Source organism: Fodinibius salicampi, assembly GCF_039545095.1.
Classification (GTDB): Bacteria; Bacteroidota; Rhodothermia; order Balneolales; family Balneolaceae; genus Fodinibius; species Fodinibius salicampi.
Window position 1 is genome coordinate 369,759 of sequence record NZ_BAABRS010000002.1, and the last position, 15,199, is coordinate 384,957.

The 15,199-nt window shown below is 43.8% G+C and carries 9 protein-coding genes; 2 read left to right on the forward strand and 7 right to left on the reverse strand.

What is annotated here, in order from left to right:
- Positions 1 to 341 precede the first annotated feature (341 nt).
- Positions 342 to 1,979, forward strand: a complete 1,638-nt coding sequence (locus ABEB05_RS09465) for a capsule assembly Wzi family protein (protein WP_265789632.1) — start codon at positions 342 to 344, stop codon at positions 1,977 to 1,979.
- A gap of 76 nt (positions 1,980 to 2,055) precedes the next feature.
- Positions 2,056 to 3,849: a capsule assembly Wzi family protein gene (locus tag ABEB05_RS09470; protein ID WP_265789634.1), complete on the forward strand. Its 1,794-nt coding sequence runs from the start codon at positions 2,056 to 2,058 to the stop codon at positions 3,847 to 3,849.
- A gap of 36 nt (positions 3,850 to 3,885) precedes the next feature.
- On the opposite strand, the gene ABEB05_RS09475 is transcribed toward ABEB05_RS09470, so the two are convergent.
- The 7 genes from ABEB05_RS09475 to ABEB05_RS09505 form a co-directional block, all read right to left on the reverse strand.
- Positions 3,886 to 4,755: an NAD(+)/NADH kinase gene (locus ABEB05_RS09475; protein ID WP_265789636.1), complete on the reverse strand. Its 870-nt coding sequence runs from the start codon at positions 4,753 to 4,755 to the stop codon at positions 3,886 to 3,888.
- Positions 4,756 to 4,761: 6 nt separating this feature from the next.
- Positions 4,762 to 6,255 carry an ABC transporter substrate-binding protein gene (locus ABEB05_RS09480; protein WP_265789638.1) on the reverse strand — a complete coding sequence of 498 codons (1,494 nt, stop codon included), beginning with the start codon at positions 6,253 to 6,255 and terminating at the stop codon, positions 4,762 to 4,764.
- A gap of 83 nt (positions 6,256 to 6,338) precedes the next feature.
- The gene (locus ABEB05_RS09485) at positions 6,339 to 7,535 is read right to left on the reverse strand and encodes a D-alanine--D-alanine ligase (RefSeq protein ID WP_265789640.1); all 1,197 of its coding nucleotides are present in this window, start codon (positions 7,533 to 7,535) and stop codon (positions 6,339 to 6,341) included.
- Positions 7,536 to 7,614: 79 nt separating this feature from the next.
- Positions 7,615 to 9,795: a DNA helicase RecQ gene (recQ, locus tag ABEB05_RS09490; RefSeq protein WP_265789642.1), complete on the reverse strand. Its 2,181-nt coding sequence runs from the start codon at positions 9,793 to 9,795 to the stop codon at positions 7,615 to 7,617.
- 124 nt (positions 9,796 to 9,919) lie between these two features.
- A complete protein-coding gene (carB, locus tag ABEB05_RS09495; RefSeq protein WP_265789644.1) occupies positions 9,920 to 12,757 on the reverse strand; it encodes a carbamoyl-phosphate synthase large subunit in 2,838 nt (945 codons plus the stop codon).
- Positions 12,758 to 12,846: 89 nt separating this feature from the next.
- A complete protein-coding gene (carA, locus tag ABEB05_RS09500) occupies positions 12,847 to 13,965 on the reverse strand; it encodes a glutamine-hydrolyzing carbamoyl-phosphate synthase small subunit (RefSeq protein WP_265789645.1) in 1,119 nt (372 codons plus the stop codon).
- A gap of 490 nt (positions 13,966 to 14,455) precedes the next feature.
- Positions 14,456 to 15,085, reverse strand: coding sequence for a hypothetical protein (locus ABEB05_RS09505; protein WP_265789646.1), 630 nt, complete (start codon positions 15,083 to 15,085; stop codon positions 14,456 to 14,458).
- Positions 15,086 to 15,199: the final 114 nt, after the last annotated feature.

Here is a 15,199-nt window from a genome sequence, read left to right on the forward strand (position 1 = left end):
GCATCGTACCGTGTTTTATTTTTAATGAGTTTATAATATATCTAACAGTAAAAAATTTTAGGCAGTAAGGAAAATAGCTTCAATCCTTTTTATTCATGCTTTGTGGTACCTTTAATTATACTATTACTATATATAAGGATCCTTGCTGCTAAAAAGACATACGAAAAGAAAAGATAATTGATACAGGTTTATTGAATTTAGCTATTTTAAGCTCATCCTGTTACCTTTGAATTCATTAATAATTCCTGATCAAGAAGCCTTTGACTGAATTCCACATGAACAGATGCATCCTGTGCCGTTACCTTAGCACGGTATTTATACTTTTTTTAGCGGTTCCTCTATTGACGTTAAATACTCTAAAAGCCCAACCGATTCCAGTAGGAGATTGGGCTGATGGACAGTATCGTACACTGCAGCTGCTGTCAGATTCTACGATTAATAGTTCACTTACAAATCGTCCTCTGTGGTATTCTGGATACGATGATTTGTTAAAAGAAAATCCAGAAGTTGCGGATTCCTGGTGGGCACAATCGATGCGTGGGCCCGAAAAGAGAATTGCCAACTTTTTTGATGTGGGAATATATGCTCCAGTACTGACGAATACCTATAATAGTGAGCTTCCTTATGGAGAGAATAATGGGGCGGCCTGGTATGGACGGGGCTTAACGACTGAATTTCAGGGAGGGGTATATTTAACATCAGATTATTTAACGCTCACATTTCGTCCCCATTTGAGCTATACACAGAATCGTGATTTTCCCAAACCTCGATTTATTCCTACCGACGAGGATGGAAATCCCCAATACAGGGCTATATTTTCAAATATTGATATGCCTTATCGCTTTGGACCAGAATCCTATAGCGATTTCGATTTGGGCCACTCCTCTGCCCGCATCCATTATAAAAGCATAGAAGCTGGTGTAGGAACGGAACCCCTCTGGTGGGGTCCGGGAGTGCAGTATGCGTTAATGATGAGTAATAATGCACCGGGAGTACGTCAGCTTTTTTTTGGAACACGCGATCCTCTTCAGATTCCATTTAATATCGGAAGCCTTGAGTTTCGCTGGGTGTGGGGCTGGCCGGAGGATTCAGGATACTTTACATCCAATGATAATAAGCGATTTATGAATGCGCTTAATTTCAGCTTTTCTCCCTCGTTTATGCCGGGTTTTACGGTGGGACTTACCCGAACCTTTCACCAGTATGTACCGGAAGAAGGATTAGAGCTTTCAGATTACATTAGTATTCTGGAGGCTTTTCAGAAGACTAGGCTTGAAGAATTACAAGAACAGGGAGGAGTCGACGCAAAAAACCAACTCGCTTCAGTTTATTTTCGCTGGGCTTTTCCGGAAAGTAATGCGGAGCTGTATGGAGAGTATTTTCGGGAAGATCACAGTTGGGATTTTCGGGATTTCCTTATGCAGCCGGATCACGACCGGGCCTACACCATCGGAATTCAGAAGATCGTGGAGGGCAACCGTATCGATTATGTGAAAATAAATGCTGAGATTAATTCCCTGGTACCCAATCGCATTGATGATGTACGTCCCCAAACCTATTATTACCGACATTCTAGGGTTGTTCAGGGTCATACCAACGGGGGAGAAGTATTAGGTGCGGCTGTGGGACCGGGATCGGGCAGCCAGTATTTGGGAGCCGAAGGATTTTGGGGAGATGGCATGCTGGGACTCTTTGTACAGCGAGTAGAAGATAACGACTTCTTCCATTATGAATATTATGATACTAATTCTCCAAATCCGCCAACTTCCGATATCTATCGCCACCGGATAAATCTGAATATAGGACTTAAAGGAGCATATAAAACGGGACCTCTTCTGTTAAATGCCCGGTTCATTTGGAATAAAAATTATAACTATGGTCGATATGATTATGGCGATCCGGATATAAGTTTTGATACTGTTGGTGAACACGATAAAGTTAATCTGCATCTGCAACTCTCTGCCCGGTACCTGTTTTAGATAAATGGGTAAGAACGTAGAGGAAAGTGATTATTTATGAGCAAGTATGTTAGTTGGTTTTCATAAAATGACAAATATGCCACGAGAAATTTTAATGGAAAAAATATTGGGTTTTATAAAAAGCGGGCTGTTGGTTCTGCTGGTTGGAATGGTTATACAGCCAGCACAACTGAAAGCACAAACAATACCAGTAGGAGATCTTCAGGAGGAGAAGATAAGATTGATGCAGCTTTTTTCAGATTCTACCGCTGAGTTACCCTTTACCAATAGACCTATTAGCCGAAAAAGTTATCAGAAAGCTTTTGAGCATGTAGAGTCGGAAAATTCCTGGTGGGCTGATTCATCTGTATCACCCGAGATACCACTTACGGATGATTTTACCCTAGGATTTTACGAGCCGGAAATACAGGGGACCTATAACCACAAATTGCCTTATGGTGAGAATAACGGCGCGGCCTGGTATGGGCGGGGCATGAATACAGAATTTAAAGGAGGATTTTATATTAATTCCCATTTTTTGGATATAACTATTCATCCCCAAATTGTGCATCAGCAGAATGAAGATTTTGAAGTGCCCCGATTTATCCCGCGGGACAGGGATGGAAATATTCGTTATGTGGCACAGGGAACGCTGCCGGAAGATACACTTGCTGAGCGCATTGACCGCCCTTTCCGTTTTGGCCCAGATAGCTATACCACCATTAACTGGGGCCATTCGTCTGTTCGTTTTCACCGGTATAATATGGAGATTGGACTGAGTTCCGAGCCGCTATGGTGGGGACCGGGAGTACAATATGCACTTACGCTTAGTAATAATGCCGGTGGTGTACCCCATGCTTTTCTGGGGAACCGGGAACCAATTGAGTTACCTTATAATATTGGTCAGTTTCAGTTCCGCTGGGTTTGGGGATGGCCTAAGGACTCAAAGTATTTCGATTTGAAAGAGGCCTATGCAACCCGCCCGCATCAGAGTCCGGAGAAATTTCTTCGCCGTCGATTTATGAATGGGTTGAATATTGTTTACTCCCCATCATTTTTGCCCAACTTTCATATTGGAACCAGTCGAATCATCCACCAATATATCCCGGAAAGTGGAATGACCGCAGGAGATTACTTGGCGATTTTTAGGTCTTTCCCAAATCCGGATGAGAAAGCATTGAGTGCTGCTCGAGACGCCAGTCATTATGAGGAGATCAATCCTTTGTCTTCGGTTTACTTTCGTTGGGTTTTTCCAGAGAGTAATGCCGAGGTATATGCAGAATATATGAAGGATTCACATAGCTGGAATTTTCGGGACTTCCTGATGGAGCCACAACACGGAAGGGCTTATACCATAGGCGCCCAAAAGATTATTAAAAGTGGTTATAGCTGGCTCGATTTTGTGAAAGTAAATGCGGAGATTAATTCGTTGATGTCAACCCGCCTTGATGATATTCGTCCCCAAACGTATCTCTATTCCCACAAAAGCGTAAAGCAGGGGCATACCCACCGGGGGCAAGTATTGGGAGCAGCAATTGGACCGGGCTCAACCAGCCAGTATATTGGGGCCGAGTCGTATTTTGAAAAGGGCAGGATAGGCTTTTTCGTGCAGCGGACGGTGGATAATAACCATTTACATTATGAATATTATCAGCGCTGGTACCAAACCGGATGGTACGGGGATATGTATCGCCACCGAGTGGATGTAAATATCGGTCTGGATGCAAATTATCGAATCTACGATATTATGTTGGGAGCAGGCGTGGTATGGAATAAGAAGTACAATTACGGACGATTTGGCTACGGCGATTTTAATATCAACTGGAATAGTCGGCCCCGTGACGATCGCCTTAACATGCAGTATCAGTTTTCCGTGCGCTATCTTTTCTGATCCTCGTTCCAGATCGAGTTGTGGATGGATAACTCACTAATCTTCTCTCGAATCTACGCCCCACATAAGTTTGTGTCTAAGCGTATCAAAATAGCTCTGGTTGGGTAGTTCAATCAGGTCAATTGTAAAGTTAGACCGGCGGATGTACACCTCAAATGGATAGGATAGGATCTCTTTAATTTGACCATCATAGGAAAATAGTACTTCATGCTCTTGCTTCTGTACACTTACTTTTAGTGATTTATCCGAGGGAAGAACCAATGGACGGGTCGTAAGTGTATGTGGATTAATAGGTGTCAGAACCATTACATCGGAATTGGGCATGACAATAGGTCCGCTCGACGAAAGATTATAGGCCGTTGAGCCTGTGGGGGAGGCTACAATAAGTCCGTCAGCCCAATAGTTGTTAATAAACATCTCATTATACTCTGCGCTAACGTTTACCATGGAGGTAGAATCCTTTTTGGCAAAAAGGAATTCATTCAGAGCGTGGTAGATATTTCCTTCGTTATCCTCTGCTTCCAGCATATAGCGTTTGTCGATACGGTAGGTCCCCTCCTTAAGATAGTCCAGCGCTTGGTCGATATTTTCTTTCTGGGTGTAAGCCATAAATCCCAATCGTCCGCTGTTCACTCCCAGAATTGGTTTTTGGATATTTTTCATGAGCCGGGCTGTATATAGCATGGTCCCGTCCCCGCCAACCGCTATAATAATATCTGCCTGGTCAATAGCTTCTTTTTCATCTTCTACGACCATAGCAGAGGAATGCTCTTCTCCGCGATAGAGTTCCTGCAGATCAGAGCTAAAGATAATGTCAACTTCGTGCTCGTCTCCCCAATGCAGGATATCAATAAAAGAGTCCTTAACCGAGTATTTTTTAGGATTAGCTACGACGGCAAGTTTCATGTCAAGTCAATTTAAGTTTTCAATGGGTGGAAGCAGAATATTGCGAACATCAATCCACCAGGGATAGGGAGTCTGGGTGAGATTTTTAATCTCCGAACGTGCTACTGCAATGGACTGAACGGAAAATTGCAGTATTGATGGTTGTAATGCCCACTGGCGTTCAGGGATAAGCGGCTGACGTTCCGTTATAAACAAACCAATACCCTGATGAGGTATCCGGCTATTGCTGATAGAAAGATCAGCATTATTTTGATCCAAAAGCATTGATAAATTATTCAGCAATTGTTGAGAATATGGATGACCCGTAATACGAGCTATGTTGACCGTCCGGTAATCCAAAGAGATACTATTGCCATTATTATCTTCTTTAAAAGAAGTTTCCGTTATCCTGTAATCCATATTTTCAAAAAGAGCAGAAGCATTACTTTGGACAATTTGACCTATGCCGGTGACAACATCATTTGGCAAATTAGAATTTGGATTGTGATGGAGCGTAAACGTGATTTCGCCTTCTGCTAGTATTTTTTGGTATCGATTGGAATAGGAAGAGGTAAGATTACCATTTTCATTGAGCAGTTGCTGACTAAGTGTAGGTCCCAATTCCGGAAGGTAGTGGATATCTCCGCTTTGCATGTTATTCCAAAGAGTCTGTCCGTCAGTGCTGCTAATGATATCTACCCGGTTTAGGGAGATATCTGAAGAATTATAGTAGTTATCGAATTTTGAAAAAATATGGGTAGAATCATTTTGCTGTCGGGAGAACGTAAAAGGACCACTTCCAATCGGTTCAAATGAGTTATTATTACCAACCGCTTCTTTTGGATAGATGACAGCTAAAGGTGTTGCCAGTTTATGAAGAAAATCCGGATCTGTATTATTTAGGGTAATCACAACGGTAGAGTCATTGGGCGCTTGTATCCCGGATACTCCATCAAGTTGCCTGTGGTCTGGATTGTAAAGGTTACGCTGCTCTTGGAAATAAGGTTCAAATCCACTGATATCCATGAAAAGATGGGCAGCTTTTGGAGAAACACCACTTCGGGCAGATCGCTCCAGGGCAAACTTTATATCTTTAGCCATTAGTTTGCGTCCCGTTCCGCTGCCAAAGCGATCATTGTCATGGAAATAGACGTCAGTACGCAGCCGAAAGGTGTATTTCCTGTTGTCATTCTCGACGGACCAATCCCTGGCGATTGCCGGGGTTATATTCCCTTCGCCATCAAATCGTACTAATCCCTCATATAGCAATTGAACCGCACGCATTTCGGTAGCCGAAGAAGCCTGAAGAGGATCGAGTGTAGTAATAGGTTGATATTCCCCAATAACTAGCTGCCGAAAGCTGGCATCGCGTTTAGTTGTATCTTCTTGAGTAGTGGTGTCGTGGGCGACAGCCGTATTCGGTTCACGGTCGACAATTACCGTTTCCGGCTGTTTACAAGATGCTAAAGCCATTAGAACAATGAGAAAAGCTAAAAGCGGCTTTGCGGAAGATAAATTCATTATCTGGTATTTATTTATATGAATATTTGAGTAATCATTCCGTCCAGTATCCTTTTGGAAATATAGGATAATCTGGATGTATGCTATGATTTATTATCTGTTCCTTTTAATCCTTTGATCCCTTTAACAGCCTTTTCACTTAGTAGGTTCGTTTCATATGAACGTATGCGTCCTATTTTACGCTGATGTTGTTCAATAGCAATATCAATAAGCTCAAGCATTAAATCCTGCATATCTATTTCGCTTTCTTCCCAGAGATAGAAAGAGAAGGAGCCTGGAATAGTATTGATTTCATTAAAATAGACCTCTTTGGTATTCTCATTAATCAGGAAATCGAGTCGGGCTACACCACTTGCCCGAAATAGGCTGAAGATCTTACGCGAGAGTGATTGGATTTTTTGGGTGAGTTCGTTTGAAATATCGGCCGGAATTTGGCGATCGGCCGAAGCCATCCCTTTTTGTGTCCCTTCTTCATTTTGATACTTGTCTTCAAAGGACAGCGTTTCATCCTGTCCAAGGGGACGTTCACATACGCTGTGTTGCATCTCTTGGGGGGTGCCCAGTATCGAACAGTTCACTTCCAGTAGCGGGGTCACCGCTTTTTCTACCATCAGGCTATTATCAAAGCGAAAGGTTGTTTCCACTGCTTTGATCAACTCATCCCTTTTTTCAGCCCTGTTTACCCCAATGCTGCTGCCAAGAGTAACGGGTTTAATAATCAGAGGATAGTCGAGCTGTTCAGCTCTTTCGATTATTTCTTCCTGCTTCTCTGCCCATTCCTGCTCATAAAAATCGATACCATCGACGACCGGGATATTATGAGCACGGCATAACTCCTTGGCTTTTACTTTATCCATTCCCAGGCTGGATGCAAAAACTCCGCTGCCGGCATAGGGGATGTTGTACATTTCGCAGGTCCCTTGGAAAGATCCGTTTTCTCCCTCAGAACCGTGAAAGGCGGGTATTACCGCATGGATGGTAGAACTTTCGGGCGACTGGAACCATCCTGATTCTGTTTCCTGAAGTACCGGTTTTCCTAGTTTATTATGGGTAAAAGTGCAGGGAGAAGCCTCTTTGATAAGGGTATCCAGATCCTGGTAGTTTTCCAGCTCGAGTAGTGGTTTTCCTGTGAGCCAGCGACCGGATTTACTCACGTAAAGGGGAATGAGATTGTAGTGACTATCCTCCAGTGCAGCGATAACCTGCATCGCCGAAAGTACAGAAACCTCATGTTCGGGAGAGACGCCGCCAAAAGCGACAACAATATTTTTATCACTCATATCTTCCTATCATCGTTGCAGTTAATTCGCTTAATGATAAGAAAAGATGATTTCAGATGTGATATTAATAGTCACAAATTTAGTCGTCTTTATTCTGGGCCATATAAAAGAGCTGCATGATACGCAGTTCGCTGTAGCTGACGGTTTTGTCGAGCTTGTTATAGATAGGACGCAGCATATGAGGGGCAATTTCGTTCATGATCTCCATCACTTCATCCTGCTTGCGCATCGAGAGAGAAGAGGCGGCAGCAATGCCCTCGGTTCTCAGGTTATGTCCCTCTTCGAGGTACGTTTTCAGATGCTTGATGATGGTTACCTGCTTAACTCCGTGCTCTTCCGCCAGGTGTTCGATAGACTGTCCGTCATTAAAAGCTTCGCCCACCTGTTCATACTTTTTCTTTTTTGAGGATTCTTTTTTCTTCTTTTTGAGGGATTTTTTTCGCGGCTCTACCTCGTGTTTCTGGCAGTAGTCAGTAATGATTTTAAGGAAATCTTTGCCGTACTTTTTCTGCTTAATCGAACCTACCCCATATATTGGCAACATATCGTCTTTATTCTGGGGAAAGTAATAGGCCATTTCCATAAGGGTTGTATCGGGAAAGATAACATAGGGAGGAATGCCCTGCTGGTCGGCCATCTCTTTTCGTTTCTCACGTAAACGCTCAAAAAGATCCTGGTCATATTCGTTTTCCACATCAGAAGATGTGCGTTCGATCGCTTCATCACCTATAACAGTATCGGTACGATCCAGAACACCAAATACATTTTCTTTTCCGTTTAGTACCGCTTTTGCCTGCTCTTCAAGTTCAAGAGAGCCATAGTTTTCTTCACGACTCAGGTAACCTTGTCGGACGAGCATCCGCCCTAGTAGAATCCACTGTTCTTTCGACCATTCATTACCGATATCATAGGTTGAAAGTTCATCATGTCCGTTTTCAAGGACCTTCTTTGATTTAGAGCCGCGCAGTACATCCGCAATATAATAGGCTCCAAACTTTTCATCAGTTCGGGCGATACAGGAAAGAAATTTTTGTGACTGTACCGTCAAGTCTTCTACCTCTGCATCTACTGAAAGACAATTGTCACACATGCCACAATCATCGTGAGGATATGTTTCACCAAAATACTTCATCAGAGGTACACGCCTGCACTTATCCGTTTCCAGAAATTTCATCAGGTCTTTGAGATGCTTTTCAGCAACTTCTTTTTCTTTGTCTTCCTTCTGGTTAATGAAGTATTGTATCTTCTGCTTGTCAGAACGGCTGTAGAGCAGCAGGCAGTCGCTTCGCAGCCCGTCACGACCCGCGCGACCTATTTGCTGGTAATAAGATTCAATATTTTTGGGCATATCGTAGTGCATAACAAAACGCACATTTGGTTTGTCAATACCCATACCAAAGGCAATAGTTGCTACGATAATGGAAATATCATCCCGAATAAACAGTTCCTGATTGCGGCCCCGTACTTTTTTTGAAAGTCCCGCATGGTAAGGCTTTACGGAGTGCCCCTCTTTTTTGAGTTCTACATAGAGTTCATCCACTTGTTTGCGGGAGAAACAGTAAATGATTCCCGACTGTTTTTTACGGGTATAGAGAAAATCCAGTGTTTGCTCAAGGGGATCATCCTTGTCTGCTACTTTGAGGAAGAGGTTCTTTCGATCAAAGCTGGCCAGGAAGGTTTCTGAATCATCCAGCTTCAGAATTTTCTTGATATCTTTTCGGACTCTCGGGGTAGCGGTAGCGGTTAGTGCCAGACAGGTTGCTTCGGGAAAATCCTTTCGTACTTCAGTTAATTGGCGGTATTCCGGACGGAAATCGTGCCCCCATTCCGAGATACAGTGCGCTTCGTCAATAGTAAAGAGATCAATATCCTGGGTAGATAACAACTCACGGGTTTTAGGCATCAGAAGCGTTTCCGGCGCGAGATATAACATCTTCACTTCTCCGCGCTTCAGCTTGTTTACATTATGCTGGTATTCTTCGGGAGAGAGGGAACTGTTGAGGTAGATGGCCGGAATATCGTACTGGCGCAACTGTTCTACCTGGTCCTTCATCAGGGAGATAAGGGGAGAAACTACAATCGTAAGTCCGTCGAAAATAAGGGCAGGGATTTGATAACAGAGTGATTTTCCACCTCCCGTTGGCATAATAACAAGGGCATCTTCTTTGTCCAGTACCTGGGAGATAACATCTTCCTGCAACGGACGAAAATCTTCATACCCAAAAACGTTATTTAATTTGTTACGTGCTTCTTTGATCATGTGATCGCGAATTGAATTGGTTAATTTGATTGCATTGATGCATGAGGTAATTGAATCTCAGTACATCAATACAATCAGCGGTCAAGTTTGCTAATAATTAAGTAATCAGCGTAGCCTGTATATTTTATTTACTAAGATACAGGTTCTTGAATTCATACGGCTTTTTAAAGTGTTCGTCGTTGAAGTTCTCCATAAAGTAAATGGTTTCGCCGGTGGATTTCATTTCGGGTCCCAGCTCTTTCTTTACTTCCGGGAATTTATCGAATGGAAAGACCGGCTCTTTAATGGCCCATTTGTCAAGTGTGGAGGTCAGTTCTTTCTCGCTGAAATCACTGAGCTTGGCACCAAGCATAACCTTCACGGCAATCTGTGCCTCTGCCCGGCCCGTTGCCTTGGCCAGGAATGGAATTGTTCGTGTTGAACGCGGATTGGCTTCAAGGACATATACTTTTTCATCTTTAACCGCATACTGTACATTTAAAAAGCCCTTAATATTCATGTTTTCCGCTATTTTTTCATGATACTCTCGGATTTTATCCAGAACGGCATCGCTGAGGGAGTATGTGGGAATAACGGCGGTTGAGTCGCCCGAGTGTACACCGGCCGGCTCTATATGCTGCATGATACCAGAAATATGCATTTGTTCTCCGTCATAGACGGCATCCACATCTACCTCTACAGCGTCTTCAAGGAATTTGTCAATCAGAAAAGCGTTTTCCGGATGTGTTGCCAGTACGCGTTCGGTGTAAAACTCGAGTTCTTCCTGTTTGACAGCGATGCGCATTCCCTGTCCTCCCAGTACATAACTTGGACGGATAAGTACAGGATAACCGATGCGGTTGGCTATCTCAATGGCACCCTCTACATCTTCGGCCGTGCCGTAGGAGGGAAACGGGATATCCAGTTTCTTGAGAAACTCCGAGAAAGATCCTCGGTCTTCGGCAAAATTGATCATTTCGAAGTCCGTGCCGTAGATATTGATCCCCTCTTCCACAAAGCGCTTGCCGAGCTTAAGGGCTGTTTGACCTCCAACCTGGAGAATAACGCCCTCGGGCTGCTCGTGCTCGTAGATATCAAGCACACGCTCCCAGAAGACTGGTTCGAAGTAGAGTTTGTCTGCAATATCGAAATCTGTAGAAACGGTTTCGGGATTACAATTTACCATAATGGCTTCGTAGCCCATATCTTGCACTGCTTTAACGGCATGTACGCAGGAGTAGTCGAATTCGATCCCCTGACCGATACGATTGGGTCCACTGCCGAGAATCATAACTTTCTTTCGGTCAGAAACATCACTTTCATTTTCGCCTTCGTAGGCGGAATAGTAGTAAGGTGTTTCGGCCGGGAATTCGGCGGCACAGGTATCCACGACTTTAAATGAAGGTTTTAAGCCCAGTTCCTTACGTCGGGCACGCACTTCATTTTCTGTAACCTCCCCATTACTTTGACTGATCATCCAGGCGATTTGTTCATCTACAAAACCTGCTTGCTTCAATTCAAAAAAGTCTTCTTTGGAGATGCTTTCCAGGGTTTGCCCCTCCGTCCGGTTTTCGAGCGATACCATATAGCGGATCTGCTGCAGGAACCAAGGGTCGACCTTGGTAATGTCAGCAATCTCTTCAACAGAAGCTCCCAACTTGAAGGCATTGCGTATGTTGAGCATGCGATCCCAATAGGGTTTCAGCAGACGTTCACGAACCTCCTTGCGGTCAAGTTCTTCATAACCGTCGGCTCCCAGTCCGGCGCGTCCGATTTCAAGGGATTGGAATGCCTTGTTCAGCGCTTCGGGAAAGTTACGCCCGATTGACATCGCTTCTCCCACAGCTTTCATTTGTGTAGTGAGCTCCTCATCTACGTTGGGGAACTTCTCAAAGTTGAAGCGCGGAGTCTTAACAATTACGTAATCGATTGATGGCTCAAAGCAGGCCGAGGTATTCCCGGTAATGGGATTGGGAAGCTCATCCAGGTTATAGCCTACGGCGAGCTTGGTAGCAATTTTGGCAATGGGATATCCCGTTGCTTTAGATGCCAGAGCAGAAGATCGACTAACCCGTGGATTGATCTCGATAGCAACAAAACGGTCACTGCCCGGCTCAACGGCAAACTGTACGTTACATCCTCCAGCGAAAGTACCGATAGAACGCATCATCTTAATCGCGGCATCACGTAGCATCTGGAACTGCTTGTCGGTGAGCGTCTGCGAAGGAGCTACCGTAACAGAATCTCCGGTATGGACGCCCATGGGATCAATATTTTCGACCGTACAGATAATGACTACGTTATCATTGGGGTCGCGCAAGAGTTCAAGTTCATATTCTTTCCATCCAAAAATAGATTCTTCGATGAGTACACGGTGTACCGGACTCATTTCCAGCCCGCGGCGTACTTTACGCTCAAATTCATCTTCACTCCATACAATACCGCCTCCGGCTCCGCCCATGGTAAAGGAAGGACGAATTACAATGGGGAGTCCGCCGAGTTCTTCTGTAATTTCCTTGGCTTCCAGCATGGATTCTGCTGCACGGCTGCGGCACTGGGGAATATCAATTTCGTCCATCAGATCACGAAATTCCTGTCGGTCTTCGGTGATATCCACGGCGTCAATATCAACACCGATTATATTGATATCCCGTTCTGTCCAGTAGTTTTCGTGTTGCAGGTCGCGGGTGAGATTCAGTCCCGTCTGTCCGCCCATTGTGGGCAGTACGGCATCGGGCTTTTCTTTTTCTACAATTTCTTTGATCGATTCGATGGTCAGCGGCTTCAAGTAGATCTCATCTGCCATCATCGGGTCAGTCATTATTGTAGCCGGATTGGAGTTGATGAGTACTACTTCATAGCCATCATCCATAAGTGATCGGCAGGCTTGTGAACCGGAATAGTCGAATTCACAGGCTTGGCCAATTACTATGGGTCCGGATCCGATTATAAGAATTTTTTTAATGTCGTCGCGTCGTGGCATTCTGGTTTTAGGTTTCTGTCTGTTAGTAAATTATGATTTTTTAGGATCTGATATTTCGGACGTATGGCAATACGCCCTTACCCGGTGTTTTAAGCCATCTCTTTTTTTCCTTCTTTGATCATATCCAGGAACTGATCGAAGAGATAACGGGAATCGTGCGGCCCGGGAGAAGCTTCGGGATGGTACTGTACCGAAATTCCGGGAAAATTCTTAAAACGAAGCCCTTCTATTGTACCGTCATTAAGATTTTTGTGTGTCACCTCAACTTTTGATTTATCCAGGGCCTCTTCATCCACAGCAAAGCCGTGGTTTTGGGTGGTGATTTCAACTAGCCCGGTATCCAGATTTTTAACCGGATGATTGGCGCCCCGGTGACCTACAAACATTTTGGTGGTAGAAATATTCTCTGAAAGGGCCATCAACTGGTGGCCTAAACAGATACCAAATATTGGTTTTCCTGTTTTTTTGGCATAATTGACTACCTTCAGGGCATACTTGGCCGTTGCATCGGGATCGCCCGGGCCGTTACTGAAGAAAAATCCGTCCGGGTTCCATTCCTTAAGTTCTTCCGTAAAGTTGCCTTTGGCGGGAAATATACGCAGCGTACATCCTCGATCTACAAAATTATCGATAATGCTTTGCTTAATCCCGTAATCAAAAGCCGCTACTTTAAATGGTCCGTCGCTGTGTACGGTTTGAGGTTCTTGTCTGGTAACTTCCGTTGCCAGTTCAAGCCCTACCATATCTTCCCAGTTTTTGGCTTTTTCAACCAGTTTTTCCTCGTCGAGTTCGGCAGATGAAATAACGGCATTCATTACACCTTTGGAGCGGATATGCCGTACGAGTTTGCGAGTGTCAACCCCACTGATACCGACTACTTCATTGCGTTCCAGATAAGCCTGAAGATTGCCATCGGCCTGAGGGTTGCTATGCTCCCACGAAAAAGATCGTACGATGAGTCCGGCAATCATGACTTTCCGGGCCTCATCATCCCGATTCATGGTTCCGTAGTTTCCAATATGTGGATAGGTCATCATCATGAGCTGACCGTAATAGCTGGGATCGGTAAAAATTTCCTGATATCCGACCATGCTGGTGTTGAAGCACAGTTCGCCACCGGTAGTTCCTTTTTTACCGATAGCATAGCCGTGTTCAACGGTGCCGTCTGAAAGGGCTATAATTGCTTTATCTCTGTTATAGAGTGACATAGTGATTGAGACTAAATCTGTTGATAGGTTCAAATTTTAGGTATAAAAAAAATCCGAACACCAAATAGGTGTCGGATTTGAAAAACGGGAGGGGGTTATCGACCCACGAGGGGTAATCGATAGATGGCTTCCATTGTTCTGTTAAAGGGAAGCGACCTTTTTTGCACATTAAAGAAGTGGAAAAGGGAGTCAACTTAAAGTGCTAATTCCTATAGTATTAATATTTTTGTTCACTGATAATTAACTTCAGCGCAAAACTGTATAAAGATATAAATCGATTATTCTATTATCAACGATATTTTGAGATCTCTTCTTTTTGTTTAGAGAATTATAGATAATGGGTGATAAAATGGTTCTGTGGCAATAATCTCTCTATGAGAAAGGTGTTTTTATGAGTATATCTCATGGATGGGAAAACCTGTTTTATACCGTATTTTGTTAACGTTTGTGCAGGTTATTTGTGAGTTATATCTTCTTTTCCCGTTTATCATTAGAAATATAGATCTAATCCCGCCATAAACGTGCGTGAATCAAGCCATGTCGACGGAGGGTCAATACCGGGCCCCATGACATTGTATTGCGAAAATGAACTTTGGTTCGTAAGGCGTGCCGAAGGATCCACTCCTGAGTATTTGGTTATAGTCAGGAGATTATCCACACTTACGAAGATACGGGCTTCTTTCAGAATCCTGTTTCTGTTTTGAGGAAAATGATAGGAGAATGTTAGGTTGTCGAGCTTTAAATAATCACTACTCCAGGTATTGAAGTCGTCCAGATTTTTTGGAGTGCTTTTCAATATGTTATGGGTACCTATATTTCTGTTTTCATAGAGCATTCGGGTAACTGAAATAAGGTCATGACCGAATATTCCTCTTACCAGTAAGTCGACTTTCAAGTTCCTGAAGTGCACGCTGTGGCTCCAGCCTAAAAACGAAGTTGGAAGACCATTGCCAATTTTTTGATGGTCCATCTCATTACTTAATATCCATTTTCCGTCATCATCTATACCTTGAAAGACGGGTCCGTAAAATTGTCCAGCAGGTTCATTCTCTTTGACTCGGATAAAACCAGTGCAAGAACACCCTCCAGCTCCGGGATATCTTATGGGGATTCCGTCCATACTGTATAGTGGATTCGACAAGGAATTATAGGATGTTCGGATCATACTGAAGTTTAAGATCGGTAGTATAGATAAAGTCTTTTCTGATGTTTGTTTAATACTGCAGTCTTACCT

Coding starts and splice junctions, on each gene's coding strand:
- ABEB05_RS09475 (WP_265789636.1), bottom strand. CDS start 4,755: ATGAAACTTGCCGTCGTAGCTAATCCTAAAAAATACTCGGTTAAGGAC.
- ABEB05_RS09505 (WP_265789646.1), bottom strand. CDS start 15,085: ATGGACGGAATCCCCATAAGATATCCCGGAGCTGGAGGGTGTTCTTGC.
- ABEB05_RS09480 (WP_265789638.1), bottom strand. CDS start 6,255: ATGAATTTATCTTCCGCAAAGCCGCTTTTAGCTTTTCTCATTGTTCTA.
- ABEB05_RS09485 (WP_265789640.1), bottom strand. CDS start 7,535: ATGAGTGATAAAAATATTGTTGTCGCTTTTGGCGGCGTCTCTCCCGAA.
- recQ (WP_265789642.1), bottom strand. CDS start 9,795: ATGATCAAAGAAGCACGTAACAAATTAAATAACGTTTTTGGGTATGAA.
- carB (WP_265789644.1), bottom strand. CDS start 12,757: ATGCCACGACGCGACGACATTAAAAAAATTCTTATAATCGGATCCGGA.
- ABEB05_RS09470 (WP_265789634.1), top strand. CDS start 2,056: ATGCCACGAGAAATTTTAATGGAAAAAATATTGGGTTTTATAAAAAGC.
- carA (WP_265789645.1), bottom strand. CDS start 13,965: ATGTCACTCTATAACAGAGATAAAGCAATTATAGCCCTTTCAGACGGC.